Below are 24,607 nucleotides of genomic sequence, written 5' to 3'. Positions count from 1 at the left end.
GTACTGTGTTGCCCGGACGAGAGCACTGTTCGGGGGAGGAACCATGCCTTCAAAACCCACAACGCGCTGGCAGGTCAGCGGATACCGCTTCCTGGTGCGGCGAATGGAGCACGCCCTGGTGCGCCGGGATGTGCGCATGCTGCACGACCCGATGCGCGCGCAGACCCGTGCCTACGTGGTCGGGCTGGTGCTCGGCATCGTCGTCCTCGCAGGGTGTGGTGTGCTCGCGCTGCTGCGCCCGCAGGACAAGATCGGCGACAGCAAGATCCTGATCGCGAAGGAATCCGGCGGCGTCTACGTGGTCGTCGACAATGTGGTGCATCCCGCGCTGAACCTGGCCTCGGCCCGGCTGGCGGCCGGTGAGGCGTCGAAGGCAGCGATCGTCAAGGAGTCCGAGCTCGGGAAAAAGCCCCGCGGGCAGCTCATCGGCATTCCGGGCGCCCCGTCGTCGATCCTCTACGACAAGGGCGGCAAGGGCCGCACCTGGACGGTGTGCGATCAGCTCAAGTCCGACGGCACAGCGGATCTGACCACGTCGGTGCTCGCCGGTGACCCGAATCTCGGCGCCAAGGCATCGAAGGTGGATGCGGGCAAAGCCATGCTCGTGAAGGGCAAGGACGCCGTCTACCTGGTCTACGACGGCAAGCGTGCGCGCGTGAAGATGGACGATCCGGCCGTCACCCACGCACTCGGCATCACCGGCGTGACTCCGCGCCCGATCGGCGAGGGTCTGCTCAACGCGATTCCCGAAGTGCTGCCGCTGATCACGCCGGTCATCGACAACCCCGGTGGCACACCGACTTACAACGTGAGCGGCCACAAGATCGGTGACGTGGTCCAGGTGTTCAACGAGCCCAACCAGAACTATGTGGTGCTCCAGAACGGGCTGCAGGAGATTTCGGCGCTGACCGCCCAGATCATCCGCAACTTCTATCCGACCATGATGAACGGCACGACTATTCAGTCGACCGACCGCACCTACGCGACCATCGTCCAGACGTTGAAGGTGCAGGACTACCCGCGCGAGCGGCCGACGCTGATCACCGCCAAGGACCAGCCGGTCAGCTGCATGTCGTGGAAGCCGATCGCGGGCGCCACCGACAACACCGACGCAACCGCACGCGCCGAGCTGACCTTGCTGACCGGCATCGATCTGCCGATCCCGGACAAGGCGAAGATGGTCGACCTCGCGCAGGCCGACGGCGCGGGCCCGAACGCGGACACCGTCTTCATTCCGCCGGCGTCCGGCGCCTACGTGCAGTCCACCGGCATCGAACCGAACAGCCGCCGCAAGGACAGCCTGTTCTACATCGCCGATACCGGCGTCCGCTTCGGCGTCAAGAACGCCGACGCGGTCAAGGCGCTCGGCCTGGAGGAAGTCAAGGCCGAACCGGCGCCGTGGCCGATCATCGGACTGCTCGCGGGTGGGCCGACGATGGGCCGGGAAGAGGCGATGGTCGCGCACGACGGTGTCGCGCCCGATCCCTCGCCGGCCAAAAAGCCTGTCGCCACGGTCAATTAGTCGGGTAGGGCTGCCGACTTCGCGGAATCGGAGCGAAGTTCGGCGACCTCGGTCCGTAAGGCTCTGACCTCCTCGACCAGTTCGCGGAGCATGCTCTCGGCGCGGTCGGCGGCATCGTCGACGGTCTTGAGCTGTTCGACGACCCAGCTGGTCATGGTGCCGATGGCGAAGGAGATCAGGCCGATGCCCAACGTCATCAGCACCAGCGAGACCAGTCGGCCCTCGGTGGTCACCGGGTAGACGTCGCCGTAGCCGACCGTGGTCACCGAGACCGCCGACCACCACAGTGCGTCGCCGAAGGTCTCGATCTTGGAGTCGGGTGCGCCGTATTCGGCGTCGAAGAAGGCCAGACTCGACAGCAACAGGATCAGCAGGGAACTGGTGGCCACGAAGGTCACCAGGCGGGTGCGCGGGTGCGTCGCGCGGTTGAGGGCATCGAGCAGCAGCAGCGAAGCACGGAGCAGACGCAGCGGACGAAACGGCGGCACGAGCACGACCAGCAGGTCTAGTGGGTGCTTGCGGACGAAGCGCAAACGGTCGCCCGAGAGCCGCAATCTGACCACGAAATCGACGAAGAACACCGCCCAGATCGCGATATCGGCCAGCACGAGGCTGGTGTCGAGCCGCGGTGACACATCGGTATCGAGCACCCGCCACGCGTACATGATGACGAACACCACCGCGAGCGCCATCAACGGCAGATTGGTCGCGCGCTCCCACCGCTGCCTGCGGGTGAGTGGACGGTCGGTTGTTGACGAATTCATGCGGCTACCTGGGTCGACGGGCTCTGGCCCGCCGACCGTACCCTGCTCTTTGGTCGAGCAGGTCAGAGATCGTCGGCCGACATCCCGAATTTGCGCCGGATCGGGAACGACGCCAGTACGCCGAGGACCAGGATGAGGCCGATGGCGCCGGAACCGATCAGGGCCACGTTGCGCGCGGTGTTGTCCGCGGGCGGCGGCGGTGCGGGCACCGCGAGCTGCAGGCTGCGCGCCGGGCTGGCCTGCTTCGGCGGAAGTTCCCTCGGCACTTCGTTGGTGAGCGCCGCGACGGGATCCACTGCGCCGTAACCGATGTACGGATTCCAGCCCTCTGCCGGTGCGTGGGCCGTGGCCTGCAACCGCTGGATGACCTGCTTGGCGGTCAGGTCCGGGAACCTGTCGCGCACCAGTGCGGCGACGCCGGCGACATACGGCGAAGCGAAACTTGTTCCGCTGTAGGCCATGTACTTGCCCTGGTTGTCGTACTTGCCGTCGGAGATGCCGGTGGTCCTGGCATCGAGGGACGTAATGCCTTCTCCCGGTGCGGCAATGCCGACCCACGGACCGGGCACGGTGAACGACGACGGTGCGCCGTTGGCGCTGATGGAGCCGACCGAGAGCACATATTCGTCGTACCAGGCGGGATTCACATAGGTGCGGATCGTGCTCCACAGATCTTGTGCGGGTTTGAGCGGGTCGGGCCCGGGATTGCCCGACTTGCAGGCGTTGTCGGAGTTACCCGCCGAGCTGACGATCACCACGTCCTTCTCCAGCGCCGCGTACCGCACAGCTGCGCCGAGCGCGCCGAACGCCGCTTCGTTGGCCGGGGAACCGCTGTTGCAGGCGACGAGCGAGATGTTGATGACGCGGGCGCCGAAGTCGGCTGCCCGCCGGATCGCGCTCGCGAGTGAGGAGACCTTGCCGTAGCCCTCGGGAAAATCGTCGGGCCCTTTGTTCCGGCCCGCGCCCTCGGACTGGTAGAGGGAGCTGGTCTGGCGAATGCTGAGGATGCGGGCCTCGGGCGCGACACCGGAGAAGCCCTGGTTGTCGATCTTGGTCGCGCCGATGATGCCGGCGACGACCGTGCCGTGCACGTCGCAGTCCTCGGTCCCGTTGCCGCCCGCGGCCACGTAGTCACCGCCTGCCCACAGATCGGGCAGGCGGGGGTGGGGCTCCACGCCGGTGTCGATCACCGCGACGAGTTGTCCTGCGCCACGCGAGAATTCCCACGCCCGCTCCAGATCGAGGGAGCGCTGGCTGGGAGGAATCACCGCCGTCGCCGTACTCGCCTGGGTGCGGAAGCACAGTCCGTTGGTACCGCTGCCGCGTTCGGTCTTGTCCGGCGGCGCGGCGGGATCTCCCGCGGGCAGCATTCCGGGGTCGATGGCCGGCGGCCGGTCCGCGTGCGCTGTGCCGTAGAGACCGAATCCGGCGTTCAGACCGACGACCAGAGCAACGGCCGTCAGTCGAAAGCCGAGCCTCACAGCCCGCGAACCAGCGAGTAGAGATCGGCGACCCAGAACACCAGCGGCAGCACCGCGGCGACGAACGCGTACTCGAGCAGTTCGACGGCCCGGCGCATCGGCGGCGTCGCGGACTGGTTCGGCACGATCAGGCCCATCACCAGCGCCGAGATCAGAATCACCAGCGCGGCACCGAAAACGACCAGCGGCTGGCGCATTTCGAGCGCGACGCCCACCAGCATGATCAGCACGATCGACGAGCCACCCGCGATCAGCACGATGGCCTGTTCGGCGCCCGCGTAGGTGCGGCTGCGGAACATCAGTACCACCGCGCACACCAGCGCGAGCGAGATGCCGGGCCAGTAGGGATCTTCGGAGCCTGCGTCGGTCGCCAGCAGCGCGCCGGCGACGGTGACCAGCGTGGTCGCGCTGACCAGGCCGGCGAGGTAGTTACGGGCCCGCTCCGACCGCGCCCGCAGGGCATCGAGGGTCGGCAGGGCGCGGTGGTCGTCCGGATCGTCCTCGGTCGGATCGATCGGGGTGCCGGGGGAGGGGACCGGCGGCAACGGCAGTTTGGCCAGCAGCATCGAAACACGCGGCGCGAGTGAGAGTCCGGCCAGTCCGAGCGCGGCGACGGCCGCGCCGATCGCCTTGACCGGCTGATCGGTGAGCAGCCCCACCAGGGCCGCGGGCACGCCGAACACCGAGACGGTCGCCGCGCCGATGAACAGCGCGAGGCCGATGCCGGTGACCCGCCAGGCGAGCACCGCGATGGAACCGAGCAGCGCGAATCCGAGCAGCAGATGCGCCGCGCCGTAGTGATCGGGCACCAGCAGCATGCCGCCGGTGAACGCGGTCGGCAGCGCGCAGCCGGCCAGCACGAGCGCGGCCGAGGCATCGCGGTACATGCGGCTCAGCACCGTGCCCGCCACCACGCAGAGGATCGCGACGAACAGTGCGAGCGACCCGGAAACCCAGAACGGCAACGCATCCGGCGCGGCCAGCAGGCCGAAGCAGCCGACCAGCATGGTGAGTGCGGCGAGCACCGAACCGGTGACGCGGGCGGTCTTCGGCGTCCAGCTGCGGTAGTGCTCGGCGTCGGCGACCGCGACGTTGTACATGATGTCGTCGAACAGGGGCGTCGGCGCCGCGTGCGATGCGCTCTCCAGCATCAGCAGTTCGCCGTCGCGCACGCCTTGTTCGCCGAGGCTGAGCGAGTTCGAGAACGGGGGGTGGCCGATGCGGGCGAGCACCCACTCGGCGGGTTCGTAGCGTTCGCCGTCGTTGTCGAAATCATTCGAGCGGCTGTGCTGCGCGACCATGTCGACCACGCTGGGGATGACGAGGGCGACCGGCACGTCGACCGGAATAGCCATGTCTACCTGCGTGTGCTTGGCCAGGATGGTTACTCGGGCAAGGTCCGGCGCGCGAACGATGCCGCGTGCGGAGTCCTCTTCCACATGATCGAGTCGCGCGTGCGTCAAAACTCCCCCAGTTCCGTCTCTACCTCGTGTTTCCGCTCGACCGCTCACACGGTCGACAGTTTGCGGAACCCACCGTTCGGACAGCAGAATGCCTGACGAACCATACGACATGTCGGCCGCGACCTCTACACTGAGCCCGTCGCGACGACAGATGAGCGAGTAGTCAAGCAGGGGGAGTCTTCGACCATGAGCACCGTCAGGTTCCAGCGCCGTGCCCGGCGCGAGATGCCGCGTACACCGGGTGGCGAGGTCACGCTGCAGCCGCCGCCGGAGATCCCGCGGATCACCCCGGGCAACCTGCTCGCGAAGCTGATGCCCGTCGTCATGGTCGTCGGCATGGTCGGCATGATGGCGCTGATGTTCACCCAGGGCAGCGGCATGCTGTCCAACCCGATGTCGATGATGTTCCCGATGATGATGATCATGTCGATGGTCACCATGTTCGGGCAGGGTGGTGGCAAGGGAGCCAAGGCCGCGGAAGCCAACGAGGACCGCAAGGATTATCTGCGCTACCTCGATCAGGTCCGTAAAGACGTCGACGAGACCGCCAAGCAGCAGCGCGCCGCCGTCGAGTGGAGCCACCCCGAGCCCGGCCTGATCTGGATGCTCGCGGGCACCAGCCGGATGTGGGAGCGCCGTTCCGGCGACAAGGATTTCTGCCACGCGCGCATCGGCCTCGGCGGCCAGCGCCTGGCGACCAGGCTGGTAGCCCCCGAGACCGGCCCCGTCGAAGAGCTGGAGCCCATCGCCGCGGTGTCGCTGCGCCGTTTCGTGCGCGCGCATTCCACGGTTCCCGATCTGCCCACCGCCATCGCGGTGAAGGGCTTCGGCACCGTCGCCCTCGACGGCGACCGCGCCCAGGCGCGCGACATGACGCGTGCGATGTTGTTGCAGCTGTGCATGTTCCAGGCGCCCGACCAGGTGCTCGTCGCCGTGGTCTGTGGCCCGGACACCGCCCGCGAGTGGGAGTGGACCAAGTGGCTCCCGCATACCCAGCACCCCGATTCCCAGGACGGCATCGGCACCCAGCGCATGTTCTACGGCTCCATCCGCGAGGCGATGAGCGGCCTGCATCCGCTGCTCGGCAACCGGGTCCGCTACTCGCGTAACCAGCCGAACAACCCGAACATGGTGCACGTGGTGATCGTCGTCGACGGTGGCCTGCTCGAGGCCGAGGACGACCAGCTGCGTGAGTCCGGGTACGAGGGCGTCACCATCATCGACCTGTGCAATTACGCACCGCGCCTTGCTGTTTCCCGTGGCATCAAGATGGTCGTCGAAGACGGCGAGTGCCTGGGCCGCGGTGCCACCGGCAACCAGGAACGCTTCGCCACCATCGACCGGGTCAGCGCCGAGCAGGCCCAGCAGCTCGCCCGCAGGCTCGCGCCCTACCGTGCGGCCACCCAGCGCAGCAGCGATGTCGAGACCGACGAGACCGAGACGATCTCCACCTGGTCGCAGCTGATGAACCTGGGCGATATCGGCAACTTCAACCCGGCCAGCGCCTGGCGTCCCCGCTACGGCCGCGAGCGTCTGCGCGTGCCGTTCGGCATCGGCGCCGACGGCGCACCGGTGGAGCTCGACATCAAGGAAGCCGCCGAGAACGGCATGGGCCCGCATGGCCTGTGCATCGGCGCGACCGGTTCCGGTAAGTCGGAGTTCCTGCGCACCCTGGTGCTCAGCCTGCTCGCCACCCACTCGCCCGACCAGCTCAACCTGGTCCTCGTCGACTTCAAGGGTGGTGCGACGTTCCTCGGCCTCGACGGCGTTCCGCACGTCGCCGCGGTCATCACCAACCTCGAGGACGAAGCCGACCTCGTCGACCGTATGAAGGACGCGCTGGCGGGCGAGATGAACCGTCGCCAGGAAGTCCTGCGGCAGGCGGGCAACTTCGCCAACGTCTCCGAATACGAGAAGGCCCGCGCGGCGGGCGCCGACCTCGACCCGCTGCCCGCGCTGTTCGTCGTGCTCGACGAGTTCTCCGAACTGCTCACCCAGCACCCCGATTTCGCGGAACTTTTCGTGATGATCGGCCGCCTCGGTCGCTCGCTGCAGGTCCACCTCCTGCTCGCCTCGCAGCGTCTGGAAGAGGGCAAGCTCAAGGGCCTGGAATCGCATCTGTCCTACCGCATCGGCCTGAAGACCTTCTCCGCCAACGAGTCCCGTCAGGTCCTCGGCGTCCCCGACGCCTACAACCTGCCGAGCACCCCCGGTGGCGGTTACCTGAAGTCCGATTCGGGTGAGATCCAGCGCTTCCAGGCTTCGTACGTGTCGGGTCCCTACGTCGGTGGTGGTTCGGCCCGCGAGGTCACCAGTGCCGGCATCGTCGGCGGCGAGATCGACGTCAACGCCCGGCCTTTCGCCGCGACCCACGTCGGCTTCCGCGCCGCCGATCGGGTTCCGCTGCCGGTGGAGGCCGAGTTCGAGCCGGAACCGGTCGGCGACGACAACGAGCAGATGTCGAACCTGAACATGCTGGTCTCGCGCATCTCGGGCCACGGCCGACCTGCCCACGAGATCTGGTTGCCGCCGCTCGACGAAGCGCCGACGATGGATCAGCTCGTGCCGCGCTCGATCCTCACCGGCGAATTCGCCGCGATCGCCACCCTGCGTGCCCCCATGGGCATCGTCGACCGCCCCTACGACCAGCGCCGCGACCCGTTCGTGGTCGACCTGTCCGGTTCGCGAGGCAATGTCGCGATCGTCGGCGGTCCGCAGTCGGGCAAGTCGACCGCCCTGCGTTCGATGATCATGGCGATGGCGTTGACCCACACCGCCGAGCAGGTGCAGTTCTACTGCCTCGATTTCGGTGGTGGCACGCTGACCAGCCTGCAGGGTCTGCCGCACGTCGGTTCGGTGGCAAGCCGCCTCGACGAGGACCAGGTCCGGCGCACCGTCGCCGAGATGACCACGATCGTTCGCACACGTGAGGCGAAGTTCCGTCAGCTCGGCATCGAGTCGATGGTCGAATTCCGTCGCCTGCGTTCGATGGACCCGGCGTCGAGCCCGGCCGCCCAGGGCGCGCACGAGGATCCGTTCGGTGACGTGTTCCTGGTGATCGATGGCTACGGCTCGATCCGCCAGGACTTCGACGCGCTCGAGCAGGTCATCATGAACCTTGCGGTGCAGGGTCTTTCGTATGGCGTGCATGTGGTGATCGCACTCGCCCGCTGGGCGGAAGCCCGCCCCGCGCTCAAGGACCAGATCGGCACCCGCATCGAGCTGCGCCTCGGCGATCCGATGGATTCCGACCTCGGCCGCAAGTTCGCGTCGCTGGTTCCGCAGGGCCGTCCCGGCCGCGGTATGACCGCCGAGTGCCTGCACATGCTCACCGCGCTACCGCGGATCGACGGCTCCGCCGATCCGTCCAATCTGGGCCAAGCGGTGTCGTCCGCGGTCGAGACGATCGCCCGGATGACGCCGGGCCGCCCCGCACCGCAGGTCCGCATGCTGCCCGATCAGCTGCCCCGCGAACAGCTGCTGTACCTGGCGGGCAACTGGCCCTCGCGCGTCGATCCGGCGACCAAGTGCCTGCGCATCCCGATCGGTATCAACGAGGCCGAGCTCGCTCCGGTCTACATTGATTTCGCGGAAAGCCCGCACTTCATCATCATCGGCGACTCCGAGTCCGGTAAGACCACGCTGTTGCGCTCGATCATCGAGGGCATCGCCGCGTCGAACACCCCCAACGAGGCACGGTTCATCGTCGGCGACTACCGCCGCTCGATGCTGGGCATCATCCCCGAGGGTTACCAGGCCGGATATGGTTCCACCGCACCGCAATTCACCCAGAACATGGCCGACCTCGCGGCGTATGTCGCCAAGCGGACCCCCGGTCCCGAGGTGACGCCACAGCAGTTGCGTGAGCGTTCGTGGTGGACCGGTCCCGAGCTGTATGTGCTCGTCGACGACTACGACCTGGTGGCCACCTCGTCGGGCAACCCGGTCTCGGCGCTCGTCGAGCATCTGCCGCACGCCCGCGACCTCGGTTTCCACCTGATCATCGCTCGCCGCTCCGGCGGAGCCAGCCGTGCCATGTACGAGGCGACGCTGGCGCGGATGAAGGACCTCGGTTCGGCCGCACTGGTGATGAGCTGCAGCAAAGACGAAGGCGTCATGGTCGGTACCACGCGTCCCGGCCCCAAGCCCGCCGGGCGTGGCACCTTCGTCACGCGTAATACCGAGGGCCTGGTCCAGACCGCCTGGATGCCGCAACCGGAATGACCGTCGTCGAGCTCGTTGTCAGCGAAGCCAAAGTGTGGGCGCGTGGCGCCACCACCCATTGGGATGTCGCGCCGTCGGTCGTGTTGGGCAGCAACGGTTCCGATCTCGTCGTCGGCGAGCCGCTGATCCCGCCCACCCAGGCGGTGTCGGTGGTGCAGTACCTGGCCGGTGGTGTGCTCGCGTTGCCACCTCGGATGCCGACGGTGAGCCAAGCCCTGTCCGCGCTGCTCGCGGCGATCATGGACACCCTGCGGGTGACGCCGCTGTGTGAGCGGATCGTCGTCGTGCATCCCACCTCGTGGGGACAACCCGAACTCGATCTGTTCGATACCGCCGCACAGCAATTCACCCACGAGGTGGCGTTCGAGGCCTGTGCCCTGCGGGCCTCGGCCGTCGATGTCACCGCCAGTCGTAGCCGCCGCACCGCGATCATCGAGTTCGGCATGCTGTCGACCTCGGCGTCGTCGGTCACCTACGACACGTACGGCACCCACGTTGAGGCGGTCGAGGTCGAACCGAACCTGGCTGCCTCCGAACTCGCCGACGAGGAAGGATTCGGCCGGCTCACGGCACTTCTCGGCCGCCTGCTCGCCGATCGCCCCGCCGACGTCGTCCAGGTGTTCGGCGCCACCGATCCGGCGGTACTGGCCGCGGTCACCGCCGCAGTCGAAAGCGCGTGCGGTGCGGGCGTGCCCGTCAGCCCGCTGACCGGAACAGATCTGGCGCGCCCGACTCAGAAGACCCCCACCTACACGCCGAACATCCCGCCCGCGGCCGAGTGGATGCAGCCCCTGCGCGAACGTGCCGCGGCGACCAACCCGGTCGATCGCCGCCCGCTCTACATCGGCGCGGCGGCTCTCGCCGCTGTTGTCGCCGCGGCGGCGATCGGTGGCTTCTTCCTGTTCGGATCCGGTGACCAACAGGCCACTGCCGCCGTCGCGACCACCTCGGCCCCCGTGGTGACGAGCGCAGCGCCCCAGCCCACGTCGGCAAAACCGAAGCCGAAACCCACCACCGAGACAGTCGGCCGAGTCGTCGTCGAGATCCCTGTGGGCTGGCACCGCACCACGGCCACCGACTCCCGCGCCGACCTCGTCCCCGACGACGCGGCCCGCCACCGCATCACCATCACCCAGAAACCGGTCACCCCCGGTGCCGGCTACGACGAGGTCGCCGCCGACCTCAGCGCCCAAATCGCCAAAAAGCCCGCCGGCACCGTCACCCCCGTGCGCCGAGACGTAGTCTTCGCCGGCCGCCCCGGACTCTCCTACGAAGAGCGTCCCGCCGACGGGTCAACGGTTCGCTGGCAGGTCCTCGTCGAACGCGGAGTCCAGGTCAGCATCGGTTGCCAGTACGCCGAAAATGGTTGGGCCGGTGTGATGTCCGCCTGCGAGCAGGTCGTCGGAGGCGTCCACGTCGGGGCATGAGCCGCGTCCTCTTCGCCACACTCCTGGCGTCCTGCACTCTGGCATGCACCCCGGCCGAGCTGTCGACATCCAGCGCGCCGTCGTGCCCTGCCGACCTACCGTCAGCCACCACAGCCAACCCCGCCGGCTTCACCATCCATGCCCCGCAACCCCCGGGCTGGTCGACCCAGCCGGTCGAAGGCGGCGGTCTCGTACTCCACCGTTTCGAAACCATCGAAGGCGCCGACCCACCCTTCGGCATGGCCACGGTCACCGTCACTACCTTCAGCCCGGCGAATACCGCCGACGCCGCGAGTAACACCCTGCGGATCCTGCGCCCCCACGAATCCGACTGGCATCGAACACGTTCCGAAGAAGTGCGGATCTGCGGTACCCCCGCCCAGCTCACCACCGGAACCACCGCCAACTCCCACCACGACTACCTGGAGTTCGCCTACCCGGTGGGCGACAAGTTCTACCCCATCCGAATAACCACCCAAACCCCCATCGCCAATGTCCCCCGCTACCGCTCGGACCTGGACACGATCCTGAGCGGTGTGCGGATCAGCGAGCGGTAGCGGATTGCCTCGATTCGGGTTCGGCGGCGTGCGCAAGTACGCTCGCACCGGGTCGCCTGTGTACCGCCTGCGGCCTGCGAATCGGGAGGGGAAACCATGACTTATCCACCGCCGCAGCAAGGTCCGGGTTGGGCACCCGGTCAGGGTGCGCCGCAGCAGTATGCCGGTCAGCAGCCGTATCCGCCGATGCAGCCGCCGCAGTACGGCTCGCAGCCGCATCCGCAGCCGGGTGGTCAGCCCCACCCGCAACAGGGTTGGGGTCAACCACCGCAGCAGGGATGGCCCCAACCGCCGCAGCCGAACCCGTGGTGGAAATCGCCCCTAGTATTGGTCGGCGGCGCTGTTGTCGTCATCGGTGTGCTGGTGGTCGGGGTTGTCGCTGTCGCCGGCGGAGGCGACGACGAAGCGGCAACGGTCGCAGCACCCCCATCGTCGGTCCAGGAAGCGCCCGCGGCGCCCACCTCTGCGAAGAGCACCTCCAAACCCGCACCGACGACGACCAAGGCGGCCCCGCAACCTGTTTCGTCCGACGCCAAGATCGTCCTCGAAGCATTGCCCGCGCCCCTACGCGAAGTCGTCGCCGTCAACAACATCACCGAGAAGGCCCCGATCGGCAACGACCCGTACGCGGTCCGAGTGGTCTTCACGGTGCCGGCCAAGAACGGCTTGACGGTAGGCCTGCTCAGAACAGCCGTCGACATCGACCGCTACCCGATCGCCTGGATCGACACCAACCCGGACAAACTGCTCCGTCAGTGGAGCAGTCAGCACCCGGAATGGCTGATGGACAAGGGCGAGAAGAAGTTCCGCATCGATGACACGATCCCGGGTGGCGGGGCCACCGTGGAAACCTTCAACACGGCGACGAAGCTGTACACGGTGATGTCAGGGTTCAAGGACAAAGATGCTGCGTTGAAATACCTCGAGCGCGCTGGGTTCTAGGTAAACCGAGTCCCGGCCGGGTAAGCAAACCGCAATAGCGCCAGCAGTGGCGTTGGTTCGAGATCTTCTGCAGTAGAAACAATTCGAGCCCCCGAGCAGTAGCTCGGGGGCTCGAAAGGTGTGGCTCAGAACAGGCCGGCGAGGGCCGTGTCCGTGCTCTGCAGGTCGGAGTTACCGCTACTGACGAGCTTCGCGGCACCGTCGAGCGTGGTCTGCAGCTGCACCGAGTGGGTGTCCCAGGTCGCCTGCAGGGTACGGAACGCCTCCGAGGCGCTACCTTCGTCCCAGCTCTCGGCGACAAACTTCGCAACTTCGTTCTTGAAGTCTTCGAGCATGTTCTGGACGCCCTGCGCAGCATTCCGAATTTCATCGGCAGTGGCTGCGACCTCGCCGAACTTGGCAGAAATATTGGTCATGAGGTCTCCTTCGAATCAGTCGAATGTGTGAGTGAGGACTACAGTGCGGGGAGGTCGAGGCTCGACGTGTGCGACGCCACGGTGTCGCGGAACGCTTCGTCAGCGTTCGTGAACTTCCCGCTGGTGGTCATCAGGTTCTCGACGGTCTGCAGAAGCTTGTCGTTCAGCTTGTCAGCCTGGAAGTAGTACCGCTCCATGAACGAGTCGAACGCGAACTTCGCCTCACCCGTCCACGTGGCCGTGAGCTGGTCCTCGAAGGTCTTGAGGTCCCGGATTGCCTTCACGAGCGCGGCGTGCTTGTCTTCGCAGCCGTGCGCGAACGTCTTAACGGCTTCCGCGTTGACTGACGCTTTCACTGCCATAGTGGATCCTCTCCGAATGGGTCAGGTCGCGATGCTCCGCGGCATTCGACCTCTTCATCTAGTTGGACGCGAGCCGCGAGCGATCGGTTCCATCCAATTTTCGAAAGGTCTCGGACGTCCCCGTTCACCGCCATCCGCGGTGTTCGTCGTACTGCCGGTTCGTCCGGACGAACCGGTGGCGACAGTGTCGATGGCCAGTGCAAACGTCGTCGTCGCAACTGATGGCCATCGTCGCCGTGGTCCCCCCTCCTCCCCATCGCAGGCTGGTCGCGCTGCGGGCACGGCAACTGCCGTGGACCTTACCGCACCTTGGGGCGCGTGGCCATGTCCGATTCCTACCACCGCTGGTGCTGCTCCTGCCGCATCACCGGCGGTCGGACTACTTGATCTGCGTCTGCAGGACGGGAACGACCTTGTCGATCAGTGTCTGTTCAGAGCTCATCGACCAGTTCCTCATCGCGGCCACCGCTGCGGGGTCATCGATGACGATGACTGTTGCCCGCGAACTGGTGATCGCGGAGGGTAACCCGAGCAAGCCGCCCCCACCGGCTTTGGAATCGCTTCGGACAGCCAGGATGTAGCCGTTGGTGACATTCGAAAGTGCCGTGTAGCGATCGTCTTTGCCGATCGGGCGGGGCGAGGCTTCGTCACCGTTCTTCGCATAGGTCGGGCTGTAGATGAGGCCGAGGTCGCCGAGAAATCTGGTTTGGGGTGAAGGCGACAGGAAGACACCCATCCCCGGGTCGAAGGAGTTCGCGCCGGCGTCGAAGACATCCACCATGAGAATCGGCTTCCCTTCGAATGCGGGATTGTCCTTGCGTGACTTCTCGAGTGGCGTGAGCACCTTCGACGTCGAGGTGACCGATGTCGACGCGGTGGCACCGGGATCATCCTGCAGGGCAACGATTCCGATGGTCGCGGCGGCCGCAGTCGCTGCGACCACGGCAGTGACAGCTATCCACTTGCCACGGTTGTTCGGCCTCAACGGTCCGGGCGCGGTCGGCACGTGCTGCTGGGTGTAGTAGTGGGAGCCCGTCTCCGGACGGAGGACCTGAATCGGATAGGTCGGTGAGGTGTTTGTCGACACCGGATTGTGGCCCGGTGTCAACGCGGCGGCCGCCGCGTCGGTGAACTCCCGGCAGGTGCTGAATCTTTCGGCGGAACTTTTCGCCATCGCACGCGCGAATACGTGGTCCAACGCCGGGGGCAAACCAGGGTTCACCGCGGTGGCTCGCGGCGGCGGTTCGTGTAGATGCCCCATCATCACCATGGCCGGTTGGGCTGCGGGATAAGGGTTCTGTCCGGTCAGCAGCTTGTAGAACGAGCAAGCCAAGCTATAGATGTCGGCTCGGTGGTCGAGCGCGCCACCCGACAGTTGCTCCGGCGGTGCATAGGCGATCGTTGCGAGGAAGCTGCCGGTTTGCGTGAGCTCGCTCGCATCGTCATTCGACTTCGCGACACCGAAATCCGTGAGGAAGACTCGCTCGTCTTCATCCCCGTCGGTATTCGACAGCAAGAAGTTCGCGGGCTTGACGTCTCTGTGTAGCAAGCCTTTTCGGTGTGCGTAGTCGAGACCTTTCCCGACTTCGGTCACGATTCGCAGCGCTCGGAGCGGCGTCATCGCGTGACGATCGCGAGCGATCTCCGCCGACGCGTCGGTTCCGGGCACGTATTGCATCGCGATCCACAGCTGCCCGTGCTCTTCGCCACGGTTGTACACCGACACGATATTCGGGTGATCGAGCCCGGCGGCGAGGTTGGCCTCGCGTTCGAACCGTGCCCGGAACTCGTGGTCACGAGAGAGTTCCGGACTCAGCACCTTTAGCGCGTCCATTCGGGGAAGACTGGGGTGTTTTCCCAGGTAGACGGTGCCCATACCGCCTGCGCCGAGGACCCGATCGATTCGGTATCCGCCGACGATGGTGCCAGGACTCATCGCCATACTGACTGTCTCCTGTCCTGCATCAGCGAGGCGCTCTTTCTCTTCGTTTCAGAGTATGTCGGGTGGGCAAACCGGGCGCTACTGACTGTTCGCGAGGAGCGCGTATTGGGCGGCAGCCCGTTGATGAGCATCGCGTAGCTGGTCGGCTTCGACCGTGGCGGTGTAATTGCGGTAGGTGACAACACACCGGAACCGCTTCTTCTCGATGTCATCGGTCGACTTTCCTTCGCCGCATTTCGCGTCGGGTAGAGCGGCAGGTGCGTCCGCGACACCAGGGTAGACGCCATCCAAGATCGTGGACGCGAGGCGGCGTGCGGCCTCGGCGTCGCGAGTTCGAAACAGCATCGAGGTGGAAAACGAGCCCGCGTAGCTGAGCGAGAAGCGGTCGAGTCCGACCTCGGTGAGGGTTTGTTTCCACAGGGCTGTGTTGGCAACTTGGTGTAGGAAGCCCTGCATGGTGTAGGAGCCCTGTTTGCCAGGATCGGGTAGCCCCATCGCGTTGGGGTTGAAGGTGCGCCTGAGCATCCCGTCCGGATCATTCTCCAGGAACAGCACTTCTTCCGCAGTGAGCGGCTCGAGCGCGTCGAGGCGGGGAAGCTGTGCGGCGTAAGACTTCTCGGCCAAATCCTTGAGGGCAGCGAGATCGGGGGTGGTATGGCTGAGGTACAGGCTGATGACGTAGTTGCCTTTGGCCATCACGGAACCGATGGTGGCGACGCCGGGGCGCCAGTGTGTGTGCGCCTCGGGATAGCTGGGCAGCGCGATCTTCTCGTTCTTATCCGCAGCGACGGCGAAGTCCGCCTCTTCGATCTCCGTAGCAGCCTGTTTCGCTATCGTTTCACTCGGAAACTGCATGACCGCGACGGTGGTGAACGATTGCCCGTCGACCTTCTTGCCTGACTTATCCGGCTCCTTGTCAACGCTGCCAGAGGCGAAGCCGAACATCATCTTGTTCCGTTCGAGAACCGGCTTGGTGACGTCGGCCAGTACGGTAGTAGCCTTCGCTGCGTCGACAAACGGAACTGACCCGGTGCTGTATTTGAATCGAGGGTCGATATCCATGCCGGTGACGACATTGTCGGACAACCGCATAACCGCAAGTTTAAGTCCACCGCTGAGGTCGTTCTGGTAGGTGTATCGCATATCCAGCGGAGTGGTGGAATAAGATCCGACATCGAGCTTGCGAACATCGAGTTCAGCAGGAATCGAAGAGCCTGTTACGGTGGAGCCGCAGCCGGCGACGGAGAGTGCGGTGACGATCGTGGCCATGCATACCGAAAGGCGTGTTGTCCGCGAAAACATCGGTGGTCTCTGGTCCATTTCTTCTCTACTTACTCTTCGCCAAGATGGAATATTGCGCCGATACCCGCTGATGCACATCCTTCAGCTGTGACGCCGCGACTTCAGACGAATACCTTCCGTAGGAGACGGAGCAGTAGAATTTCACTGCGTACGCGGATGGTCCGATATATTCCTTGCAGAGTGCGTTGGGAAGGTTCTTCGGAGGTTCCACGCGGCGGAAGAACTTGGATACTTGCCCGTGCTCTTCGGCGATTCGCTGTGCCCCCTGTGCATCGCGGGCGCGGTACACGAAGTCCCCCTGCCACGAGATCCGGTCCACGCCGGTTTCCTCGAACAACTTGGCGTCCGATTCCGGGGCTCCCGAGATATGAAGGCCTCCGTGTCGGGTATATACGCCGGGTATGCCGCGTTGTGCGCCGTCGATTCCTACCGTCGGCAATGCTAATCCGAGCATTCCATCCAGGTCAATGTCGGAATCCATCAGCTTGTCGAGGCGCGGCGGCGAGTAGTCTTTCAGTCCAGCGGATATTTTGCTGATACTTTTTTCGGCTCGAGTCGCCAGCTTCTCGCTGTCGTGGGTTTTCAACGTGGACATGACATTGTCGTAAAGATAGGTGGCGATGACGTACCTGCCAACAGCGATCCAGGAGTGAAACATCCCCGCCTCCCCTGGATTTACATGCGCGCGCGCTGCCGGATATTGCTTGATCTCCACAACAGTGTTTTCTGGAGAGGTTCCGAATTCCTCGGTTGCCAAGATATCGGCTGCGGCGAGTGCTTCTTGTTCGCTGTCGAAAAGCATGACAGTATTGTCGAGCTCCTGCGAGAGGTGCCCCTTCGTGCTTGTTTGTCCGGTGCTGACGAAACCGCCGATGAAACCCTTGATTGATTCGTTCAATCTATTGGGATCGGCTTTCATGCGCCCCTTGATCACGCTGGAGCCGAAGTCGGTGAACAACCGAACTGCACCTGACATCGCCGGTGGAGCGACGATGACTGCGGGGTCGATTTCCATCGGAAGCGCGATGTAGTTCGCCATTCGCATAGCTTCGACTGCGCGGGCTTGTTCGAGGCTGGTGACCTTGCCGTAGACCTTTGGCTCAGTCTTGAGGTTGCCGACATCGAGGCTGCTCAGATCGATTTGCGCTGTTGCTGCGGTATCCGCTGCCTCCGGCGAGTCGCCACATCCGGCGGTTGTGGCGACAGTCACGGCTACCCCGGCCGCGAGCAGCACTGCGCTCGTTTTCCTCATGCATTCCCCTCCGTAACGAACCACCGAGTCCGCGCGACTCGGTCGCAGCACTTCGGGGCTCTTGCCACCCCGCCAGCCAAGCGCTTCAGAGAAGATAGCACTCAGGCACCGGTCGCGCGCTCGGCGCTGGTGGGCCTCCTTGGAGCCGATCGTCGATGCTGTGGGACGTGTGTGGTCGGGTTCCGAAGAAGGCCGGTCACCGTGCGTTGGCGAATAGTGCATATTGCGCGGCCGCACGTTGATGGGCGTCCAAAAGCTGGTTGCCGCTGACTATTCCGACGTATTCGTTGTAGGCGAGGATGCAGCTGAAGCGTTTCGCCGCACCGGTGCGTTTGTTCTCCACACAGGCGGCGTCGGGGAGGTTGGGTGGGTTGGCGGCCTCGGCTTCTACCTGCCAGGGGAACAGCTTCTCGGTGACCGCGCGTCGGGCGGTCTGCTCGTCGGGAGTGCGCACGGCGATCGTGCCCCAGGACAAGGCCACCTGCTGGGCGCTCATCTTGGTGAGCTGCTCGTCGACGTAGTGGCGATCGGTGGGGAGCTGGTCGCCCGCGTAGTGCAGGATGCCGTGTTTGCCGGTGACCACGTAGTAGCCGGAGCCCTCGGGGTTGGCCAGCTGGTCCGGGTTGAGGGTGCGCATCAGGAGATGGTCGGGGTCCCACGGCAGTGTCATGACCTCTTCGTCGGTCAGCGGCGTGGTGTCGGCGAGTGCCTCGATCTGCTCGGTGAAGGCGTTCGAGGCGAGGGTGGTGAGTGCTTGCTGGTCGGGCGTGGGCACCGAGAGCAGGAAGGCGATCACGTAGGGGCCGTGGGGGAGCACGGTGCGCAGGAAGGGTGAGTCGGGACGCCAATGTGACAGGGCCGCAGGGTGTCCGGGGATGGCGACGGGTTGGTTGCGGCCTTCCTTCATGGCGAGGTCGGTGTCGTAGAACTCTTTCGCGGCGGCGGCCGCGCGGTCCGCGTCGGGGAACTGCAGGACCATCGTGGTGGCGGTGAGCCTGTTGTCGGCCTTCTTCGTCGGCCAGTCACCGTAGGTCTCGACGCGCGAATCCTTGGCGGCCCCATTGGATTCGAAGCCGTACAGCATCTTGTGCTTCTTGGCGATCGCCGACATCGCGGGCTCGTCGCCGAGAGCCGAGGGCATCACGCCGGCGGAGACGGTGGTCGCGCGTTTGCCGTAGGTCATCTGGGCGTCGATGTCGCGGGAGTTGATCACATAGTCGGCGATCCGCATCGCCGCCACCTCGTACATCTCGTAGAACGGCGGGACCGGGTCGTCGTCGTGGGCGTTGACCGGCTCGGTCGGGTACGAACCGACGTCGAGATTGCGAACATCCATCTCGCCGGGCAGCGCCTGCCCGGACAGGGTGGAGCCGCAGGCGGTCAGGACGGTGGCCAGCGAGGCGGCCAGCACGGCGTATCGGATTCTCATTTCGCGTTCACCAACAATGCGTACTGGGCCGAGATTCGCTGCTGGGCGTCGAGCAGCTGGTTCGACCAGACATAGGCGGCGTAGCGGTCGTAGGACACCGCGCAATAGAAACGGATCGCGATCCGTTGTTTCCTGCCGATGTATTCCTTGCACTGGGCGCTCGGCAGGTTCTTCGGTGCGGCGGAGGCGGTGAATTTGCGGGTGACGCCGCCGAGCTCGTCGCGGACACCCTGGGCGCCGGCGATGTCGCGGGCCCGGTAGACCTCGGCGCCGTCGTTGGCGTAGAGGTCGATGCCGAAGTCGTCGATCATCTTCGCGGTGCTCACCGGGTCGGAGAGGAAGTGACGGGCGGTGCGGCCCGCGTAGACACCGGGTGGGTTGATCCAGGAATCCTCGCGAGGGCGGGGCGCGGTGCGGCCGAGCATGCCGTCGCGATCGCGCTGCAGGGTCATCAGTTCGGTGCTGGGGGTGGGAGTGAATTTCGCGACGGCGGGGACGATCGTGTCGAGGCTCTTGCGGGTGAGGTCGAGCAGCGCTTGCTTGTCGACCTTCTCCAGCCAGATCTTCAGGTAGTCGTAGAACCAGGTGTAGATCACCAGATGACCGGTGGCGAACCAGGACCCGATCGACTGCTGGTCGGGCTGCCAGTGCGCGATCGCCGCGGGATAACCGGGGATCTCGATGCGCTGGTTGTTCGGGGCGTAGCCGAAATCGAGTTTCTCCAGCTCGGCGGCGGCGGTGGTGGCCTTCTGCGCGTCGGGGAAGATCATCACCGCGTTCACCATGTCCAGGCCCATATTGCTGGGCTTCGTCTCCGCCGAGCTCACGAATCCGCCGATGAAATCGGGGGCGACCTCGGCGAACCGGTCGACGGCCATGATCTTGCCGAGCGCGGCTTCGGCATCGAGGAACACCGACGCGATCGACGGATTGGTGTGGACGAACCGTGGATCGATATCGGCGGGCGTCGGCACGAAGTCGCCGAGGCGTTCGGCTTCGATGAAGCGGCCCTGATCCAGGTTGGCGACCGTTCCGACCTGGCGGGGCTGGGTCGGATAGTTGCCGACGTCGAGAGTGGCGAGGTCCACCGGGGCGTCGGTGGCGGCGATCTCATCGGGACCACCGCAGGCCGTGACGACAGTGGTCAACAGTGCGGTCGCCAGGACGCAGACGACTTTTGCGGCTCGCAACTCATTCCTCCCCGAAACGATTGTCGGCGGAATCCTACGTCACCGCAATCGAGGAGTGGGGCCGAGCGAACTCACAGGCTGTTGGCCAGCAGGGCGTACTGGGCGGTGATTTTCTGGCGGACCTCGGGCTCACCGTCGGCGCTGACCATGGCCAGGTAGCGCTTGTAGGCGACATAGCAGCGGTAGACGTAGTCGTCTTCTTTGTTGCCGTTGTCGTTGAGTTTCAGGCAGGTCGCGGTGGGGACGTCGGCGGGGGCGGTGATCGGGTCGTAGTGGCCCGCCGAATCGATGAGGCCCTGCATGAGCGATTGCGCGGCGGACTGGTCGCGTACCCGAGTGACGGCGCCGCCCTCGACCACCGCGTGGGCTTCGACTCCCGTTGCGTCGACCAGGTTTTGGCGGGCGGTGAGGTCGGCTGCCTTGTTGACGAGGTGCTCGGGAGCATACGAGGCGAACGAGAACTGGCCGGGGCTCATGGCGGCGCGGTCGCCGACGACCGCGCGGGCCAGGAGTCCGGCGGGGTCTACCGGGAGGTCGGAGATCTTCTCGGTGGGTGTGGGGTCGAACTTCGCGAGCTGGGCGAGTTCGGCGGCGAGATTCTTGTCGACCCAGGAAGTGAGGTCGGCCGCGTCGGCCCGGGGCCGCTGGATGAACAGCGAGATCACGAACTCTTCGTGGGCGAGGAAGGCGCCGATGGTGGGCACACCGGGGCGCCAATGGACGTAGGCGTCGGGATATTTGGTGGAGGCGAGTTTGCGGTTGTCGGGGGAGACGGCCAGGTCGACGTCCTCGAGTTCCCGCGCGGCGAGAGTGGCGGCCGCCGCGGTGGGGAAGCGGAACAGCGCCGTGGTCAGCGCGGTCGCGTCGGGACCGGGACGGGTCTGGCCGTCTGGATCTGCCTTGTCGGCGCCGAGCGCGACATAGCCGGTGACGAATTTGCGGTTCTCCAGCACAGGTTTGGAGACGTTGGCGACGAAGTCCAGCGCGCGTTCGATATCGGGGACGATCACGCCGCCGCGTCCGTGCGAGAGCGACGGATCGATCCGCACCGCGGGCACCACGGCCGCCGACATCCGCGCGCCCTCGACGAGCGCGCCCCGGTCGCCCGCGGTGTCGGTGTAGGTGTGCCGGTCGGTGGCGAAGGTCCCGGTCTCCAGGCCGCGCACATCGGGCTCACCGGCGACGGGTGTGCCGCTGACGGCACAGCCGGACAGGACGATCAGAGCCCCACCCCAGGCGAGCGCGATGCGAATTCTGGTCGAATCGATCATCAGGTTCCCCTCGATGTTCCTCCCGCGACACCTATGAAGTTACCGGACCTACCCCGCCCAGGGGGACCTGATCGGGGTGCTTGCCATAGTCTGGGTGACATGGCGACCCTCCTGCTGTGCAGTTCCGGTGGAGGCCGATACCTGTGAGGGATCGGCAGGTCGAAGTGGTGCTCGGAAGTCACGCGGTCGCACGGGTCGCGGGCGCGGTGATCGTGGTCGCGCATCGCGGGCAGGGCAAGCTCACGCCCGGCGATACCGCGGCGATCGCGCTGGAATCGCTGGCGGAGTTGGTGCGTGACGCGCACGAGCAGGCGCCGTCGGGCCCGGGTTCGGTGGTGGCGCGCGAGGCGACGCGGTGGCTGATGAAGTACGCCGAGCAGATCTCGCCGGGCGTGCCGATCGATTTCGGGGTGCTGTCGGCCGCCGACAACGGTGGCGTGGCGATCTTCCTGCACGGTTCGGTGACGGCGGTACTCGCCGACGACCACGGCCCGGAGTACTACCGCGGTAGTGACGCGGCGTTCACCGTCGACCGGGTCGCCTCCGAGCCCGCGAAGGCGGTCGCGCTGTTCGTCGACGACGCCAAGGGCCGCATCCCGGATCTGCCGCCGGAGCGCGGAATCGGTTGGCTGGTCGAGGGAATCGCGCAGGCCGGCGGGGCCGTGATGTGGTCCAACGATGTGCGCAGCCGGGTGCGAACCGCGGAACCGGTGGGCCAGACTCGCAGGCCGCCACCGCCTACCGCGCGTATCGACCGGGAACCGCGGGCGGCGCAACCGGATTCACGACCGTCCGAGCAGCCCGCGACGGGAATGCAACCGGCGACCTCGATGCTGGACGCTGTCACCGGCACCGCGCACGGCACGGTCGACGCCCCCGTCGCCGACCCGCACAACGCCGAAACCCGGCTCTCCGGAACCAATCCCGCACCCGAACCCGACCCCGACCTGCAGCGCAGGCTCGAGGCTACGGCCAAGTCGACGGTGCTGGCGGTGAAGGTGATGGGATTCAAGTGCGCGCGTGCGCATCCCAGTGATCCGCGCTCGGCGTTCTGCACGGTGTGCGGCATGCCGGTCGATCAGACCCAGGCGCTCGCCGAGGTGGTCCGCCCGCCGCTCGGCATGCTCGTGCTCGACGACGGCATGACCTATCTGATGGCCGCCGACGCGGTGATCGGGCGTGATCCGGAGAACTCCGACGCCGCCCAGCGTGGACTCATCCCGCTGCGCATCGACGACACCTCAGGCGGCATGTCGCGCGCGCATGCCGAAGTGCACCTGGTGAATTGGGACGTGCAACTCATCGATCGCGGTTCCACCAACGGAACGCGCAGCCGCCACCCCGGCTACCGCGACTGGGTCCGCCTCACCCCGAATCAGCCGATGGTGCTCGTCCCCGGCACCGAGGTGATGATCGGCAACCGGGTGCTGCGCTACGAACCGGCCGCACCACCCCCGTTCGGCTGACAACCCTTCGCCGATCGCATTCCCAGCCCGCACATCCCGACCCAGAGGAGGGATCCGCCGCGCAGCGACGGGACACAAGGGGCCGCGAACTCGAGCGCGCCAGCGCTCCAATAACTCAGCTGTAGCGTGACAGGCAGGTGGTTTCGCCGTTGAGGACGCCTGCGCGGAAGGCATCCACGCGGGAGAATCCGCTGGGCACCGTGTTGCCCTCGGTGTCGCTGGCCGCCAGTCCGTCGGTGAGCAGGCCCGAGACCGCTTCGTCGAGGTCGCCCGCCGACAGCTGGATGTCGCCCTGGCTCACCGGACGGCCGGGCTGGGCGAGTTTGCCGGTGACGACCCCGGACAGGCAGGCCGCGCGCAGACCGGTCTTCGCGCCGGTCAGCTGCTGGCCGTGACCGCGCTGCACGGCCAGGGTGTAGCGGGAGATGAACACGACGTAGCCGTTGTAGTCGCCGCTGACCTTCACCGGCAGCGGGCCGTCGTCGTCGGTGTCGGTGGCGCCGCGTTCGGCCAGTCCGGGTACATCGGTGGCGATGGTGTTCTTGGCGGGGCAGTAGGTGACCGGTTCGGTGACCGCGCCGTCCTTGCAGTCGATGCGCGAGCCCGCGTAGTCGTAGGTCGGCGCGTCCTTCACCGGCAGGATGGCCTGGAGCGCCTTGCTCAGCTCGACGAGATTTTCCTTGGAGACGGGGTATTCGCCGCGACCGCTGTCGCCGGAGAAGCTCTGCGGGAGAGACCCGCGGCGCGAGTCGATCTCGTCCTCGTCGATGCCCTTGCAGCCGCGCGGCCCGTCGGTGAACCCGATCTGGACCGCGGTGACGCGCTCGAAGGCCGAACCGTGCACGCTCTCCGGGTCGTCGGGATCGGAGTCGCGAATCGAAACAGTGGCGGCCAGAACGGAATTCAGGCCGTCGGAGGTGTTGATCGTGAAGTGCTTCGATTTGCCTTCCGCGACGTGGCGCATGAACGCGCCCGCGAAGCAGTCGGCCTGCTGCTCTTTCACCAGGACCGGCGTCTTCTTGGTGACCATCTTGGCCATGCTCTGGATGGCGTGGCCGTATTCGTGGGCCAGCACCATCACCACCGACATCGTGCCGAAGGTCTCGCTCATGGTGGGCAGCAGCATCTCGCGGTCCCAGCCGATCGAGTTGTCGCTGCGGCAGTAGGCGGCATTGACCAGGTGGTAGGTGGTCTCCTTGCAGAATTCGACCGCCTGGCTGCGGGCGGCGCGGGCGTTCCAGGAGATCAGCTTCTCGACCGGGTCGAAGGTCTCGCCGGGGAATTCGGTTCCGAAGCCCGCCTGCCAGTAGGACTGGATGTCGTCGATCGCGTTGAGCGCCAGTTTGTCCACCTCACCGCCGTCACCGTTGGACGCGGTGAGGGGCGAATCGGGGACGCCGGTGCGCGGACCGTTCGGACCACCCGTGGTCGGCAATCCCGCCACCTGGAACGGATCGTCGTAGATCGAGACCCCGTGTCCATCGATCGCCCGCGTGCACCCGACACCCATCAGCGCGCATAGCACGACAGAGATCGCAACGAACACTTGGGCTTTCGGCATACGTCCCCCTGGTCGGCCGGATACACGTGCAGGTCG

Annotated in this window: 18 protein-coding genes; 6 read left to right on the top strand and 12 right to left on the bottom strand. The window is 66.0% G+C overall.

The window, feature by feature from the left end:
- Positions 1 to 43: 43 nt before the first annotated feature.
- On the top strand, positions 44 to 1,522 hold the full coding sequence (eccB, locus tag ACWF99_RS13850; RefSeq protein WP_378632370.1) for a type VII secretion protein EccB: 1,479 nt from the start codon (positions 44 to 46) through the stop codon (positions 1,520 to 1,522).
- Here eccB and ACWF99_RS13845 read toward each other — a convergent pair.
- The 3 genes from ACWF99_RS13845 to eccD all read right to left on the bottom strand — a co-directional run bounded on the left by ACWF99_RS13845 (position 1,519) and on the right by eccD (position 5,230).
- Positions 1,519 to 2,286: a potassium channel family protein gene (locus tag ACWF99_RS13845; protein WP_378632372.1), complete on the bottom strand. Its 768-nt coding sequence runs from the start codon at positions 2,284 to 2,286 to the stop codon at positions 1,519 to 1,521. The genes eccB and ACWF99_RS13845 overlap by 4 nt on opposite strands.
- A gap of 62 nt (positions 2,287 to 2,348) precedes the next feature.
- Positions 2,349 to 3,767 (bottom strand): type VII secretion-associated serine protease mycosin, encoded by a 1,419-nt coding sequence (gene mycP / locus ACWF99_RS13840; protein ID WP_378632373.1) that lies wholly within the window; start codon positions 3,765 to 3,767, stop codon positions 2,349 to 2,351.
- Positions 3,764 to 5,230: a type VII secretion integral membrane protein EccD gene (eccD, locus tag ACWF99_RS13835; RefSeq protein WP_378632375.1), complete on the bottom strand. Its 1,467-nt coding sequence runs from the start codon at positions 5,228 to 5,230 to the stop codon at positions 3,764 to 3,766. Before eccD ends, mycP begins: the two co-directional genes overlap by 4 nt.
- Positions 5,231 to 5,416: 186 nt before the next feature.
- On the opposite strand from eccD, the gene eccCa reads away from it, so the two are divergent.
- The 4 genes from eccCa (at position 5,417) to ACWF99_RS13815 (ending at position 12,380) form a co-directional block, all read left to right on the top strand.
- Complete coding sequence (eccCa, locus tag ACWF99_RS13830) at positions 5,417 to 9,454, top strand: type VII secretion protein EccCa (RefSeq protein ID WP_378632377.1); 4,038 nt, start codon at positions 5,417 to 5,419, stop codon at positions 9,452 to 9,454.
- On the top strand, positions 9,451 to 10,881 hold the full coding sequence (locus tag ACWF99_RS13825) for a type VII secretion-associated protein (RefSeq protein WP_452536120.1): 1,431 nt from the start codon (positions 9,451 to 9,453) through the stop codon (positions 10,879 to 10,881). The genes eccCa and ACWF99_RS13825 overlap by 4 nt, the downstream gene beginning before the upstream one ends.
- Positions 10,878 to 11,438, top strand: coding sequence for a hypothetical protein (locus ACWF99_RS13820; RefSeq protein ID WP_378632381.1), 561 nt, complete (start codon positions 10,878 to 10,880; stop codon positions 11,436 to 11,438). Before ACWF99_RS13825 ends, ACWF99_RS13820 begins: the two co-directional genes overlap by 4 nt.
- A 96-nt stretch (positions 11,439 to 11,534) precedes the next feature.
- The gene (locus tag ACWF99_RS13815) at positions 11,535 to 12,380 is read left to right on the top strand and encodes a hypothetical protein (RefSeq protein ID WP_452536118.1); all 846 of its coding nucleotides are present in this window, start codon (positions 11,535 to 11,537) and stop codon (positions 12,378 to 12,380) included.
- A 125-nt stretch (positions 12,381 to 12,505) separates the two neighbouring features.
- On the opposite strand, the gene ACWF99_RS13810 is transcribed toward ACWF99_RS13815, so the two are convergent.
- The 8 genes from ACWF99_RS13810 to ACWF99_RS13775 form a co-directional block, all read right to left on the bottom strand.
- A complete protein-coding gene (locus ACWF99_RS13810) occupies positions 12,506 to 12,796 on the bottom strand; it encodes a WXG100 family type VII secretion target (protein WP_378632386.1) in 291 nt (96 codons plus the stop codon).
- 38 nt (positions 12,797 to 12,834) lie between these two features.
- Positions 12,835 to 13,158: a WXG100 family type VII secretion target gene (locus ACWF99_RS13805; protein ID WP_067448143.1), complete on the bottom strand. Its 324-nt coding sequence runs from the start codon at positions 13,156 to 13,158 to the stop codon at positions 12,835 to 12,837.
- A 379-nt stretch (positions 13,159 to 13,537) separates the two neighbouring features.
- On the bottom strand, positions 13,538 to 15,100 hold the full coding sequence (locus tag ACWF99_RS13800; RefSeq protein WP_452536116.1) for a serine/threonine-protein kinase: 1,563 nt from the start codon (positions 15,098 to 15,100) through the stop codon (positions 13,538 to 13,540).
- A gap of 78 nt (positions 15,101 to 15,178) precedes the next feature.
- On the bottom strand, positions 15,179 to 16,369 hold the full coding sequence (locus ACWF99_RS13795; RefSeq protein ID WP_378632391.1) for a DUF7373 family lipoprotein: 1,191 nt from the start codon (positions 16,367 to 16,369) through the stop codon (positions 15,179 to 15,181).
- Between the two features lie 58 nt (positions 16,370 to 16,427).
- Positions 16,428 to 17,654 carry a DUF7373 family lipoprotein gene (locus tag ACWF99_RS13790; RefSeq protein WP_452536115.1) on the bottom strand — a complete coding sequence of 409 codons (1,227 nt, stop codon included), beginning with the start codon at positions 17,652 to 17,654 and terminating at the stop codon, positions 16,428 to 16,430.
- Between the two features lie 196 nt (positions 17,655 to 17,850).
- Positions 17,851 to 19,083, bottom strand: coding sequence for a DUF7373 family lipoprotein (locus ACWF99_RS13785; RefSeq protein ID WP_452536113.1), 1,233 nt, complete (start codon positions 19,081 to 19,083; stop codon positions 17,851 to 17,853).
- A complete protein-coding gene (locus ACWF99_RS13780) occupies positions 19,080 to 20,273 on the bottom strand; it encodes a DUF7373 family lipoprotein (protein ID WP_452536111.1) in 1,194 nt (397 codons plus the stop codon). The genes ACWF99_RS13785 and ACWF99_RS13780 overlap by 4 nt, the downstream gene beginning before the upstream one ends.
- A 71-nt stretch (positions 20,274 to 20,344) precedes the next feature.
- Positions 20,345 to 21,544 (bottom strand): DUF7373 family lipoprotein, encoded by a 1,200-nt coding sequence (locus ACWF99_RS13775; protein WP_452536110.1) that lies wholly within the window; start codon positions 21,542 to 21,544, stop codon positions 20,345 to 20,347.
- Between the two features lie 143 nt (positions 21,545 to 21,687).
- Here ACWF99_RS13775 and ACWF99_RS13770 point away from each other — a divergent pair, with 143 nt between their 5' ends.
- Positions 21,688 to 23,010 (top strand): FHA domain-containing protein, encoded by a 1,323-nt coding sequence (locus ACWF99_RS13770; protein WP_452536109.1) that lies wholly within the window; start codon positions 21,688 to 21,690, stop codon positions 23,008 to 23,010.
- Between the two features lie 115 nt (positions 23,011 to 23,125).
- On the opposite strand, the gene ACWF99_RS13765 is transcribed toward ACWF99_RS13770, so the two are convergent.
- Complete coding sequence (locus tag ACWF99_RS13765; protein WP_378632407.1) at positions 23,126 to 24,571, bottom strand: neutral zinc metallopeptidase; 1,446 nt, start codon at positions 24,569 to 24,571, stop codon at positions 23,126 to 23,128.
- Between the last annotated feature and the right edge of the window lie 36 nt (positions 24,572 to 24,607).

The organism is Nocardia sp. NPDC055002 (assembly GCF_053608825.1).
The sequence above is the reverse complement of the archived record's forward strand: the minus strand, read 5'-3'. Positions and strand labels throughout refer to the sequence as shown.

Excerpts from the sequence above, each read along its gene's own strand:
- ACWF99_RS13845 (WP_378632372.1), bottom strand. The coding sequence starts at position 2,286 with ATGAATTCGTCAACAACCGACCGTCCACTCACCCGCAGGCAGCGGTGG.
- ACWF99_RS13815 (WP_452536118.1), top strand. The coding sequence starts at position 11,535 with ATGACTTATCCACCGCCGCAGCAAGGTCCGGGTTGGGCACCCGGTCAG.
- ACWF99_RS13825 (WP_452536120.1), top strand. The coding sequence starts at position 9,451 with ATGACCGTCGTCGAGCTCGTTGTCAGCGAAGCCAAAGTGTGGGCGCGT.
- ACWF99_RS13805 (WP_067448143.1), bottom strand. The coding sequence starts at position 13,158 with ATGGCAGTGAAAGCGTCAGTCAACGCGGAAGCCGTTAAGACGTTCGCG.
- ACWF99_RS13765 (WP_378632407.1), bottom strand. The coding sequence starts at position 24,571 with ATGCCGAAAGCCCAAGTGTTCGTTGCGATCTCTGTCGTGCTATGCGCG.
- eccB (WP_378632370.1), top strand. The coding sequence starts at position 44 with ATGCCTTCAAAACCCACAACGCGCTGGCAGGTCAGCGGATACCGCTTC.
- ACWF99_RS13820 (WP_378632381.1), top strand. The coding sequence starts at position 10,878 with ATGAGCCGCGTCCTCTTCGCCACACTCCTGGCGTCCTGCACTCTGGCA.
- ACWF99_RS13775 (WP_452536110.1), bottom strand. The coding sequence starts at position 21,544 with ATGATCGATTCGACCAGAATTCGCATCGCGCTCGCCTGGGGTGGGGCT.
- ACWF99_RS13810 (WP_378632386.1), bottom strand. The coding sequence starts at position 12,796 with ATGACCAATATTTCTGCCAAGTTCGGCGAGGTCGCAGCCACTGCCGAT.
- ACWF99_RS13790 (WP_452536115.1), bottom strand. The coding sequence starts at position 17,654 with ATGAGGAAAACGAGCGCAGTGCTGCTCGCGGCCGGGGTAGCCGTGACT.
- eccCa (WP_378632377.1), top strand. The coding sequence starts at position 5,417 with ATGAGCACCGTCAGGTTCCAGCGCCGTGCCCGGCGCGAGATGCCGCGT.
- ACWF99_RS13795 (WP_378632391.1), bottom strand. The coding sequence starts at position 16,369 with ATGGCCACGATCGTCACCGCACTCTCCGTCGCCGGCTGCGGCTCCACC.
- ACWF99_RS13785 (WP_452536113.1), bottom strand. The coding sequence starts at position 19,083 with ATGAGAATCCGATACGCCGTGCTGGCCGCCTCGCTGGCCACCGTCCTG.
- ACWF99_RS13800 (WP_452536116.1), bottom strand. The coding sequence starts at position 15,100 with ATGGCGATGAGTCCTGGCACCATCGTCGGCGGATACCGAATCGATCGG.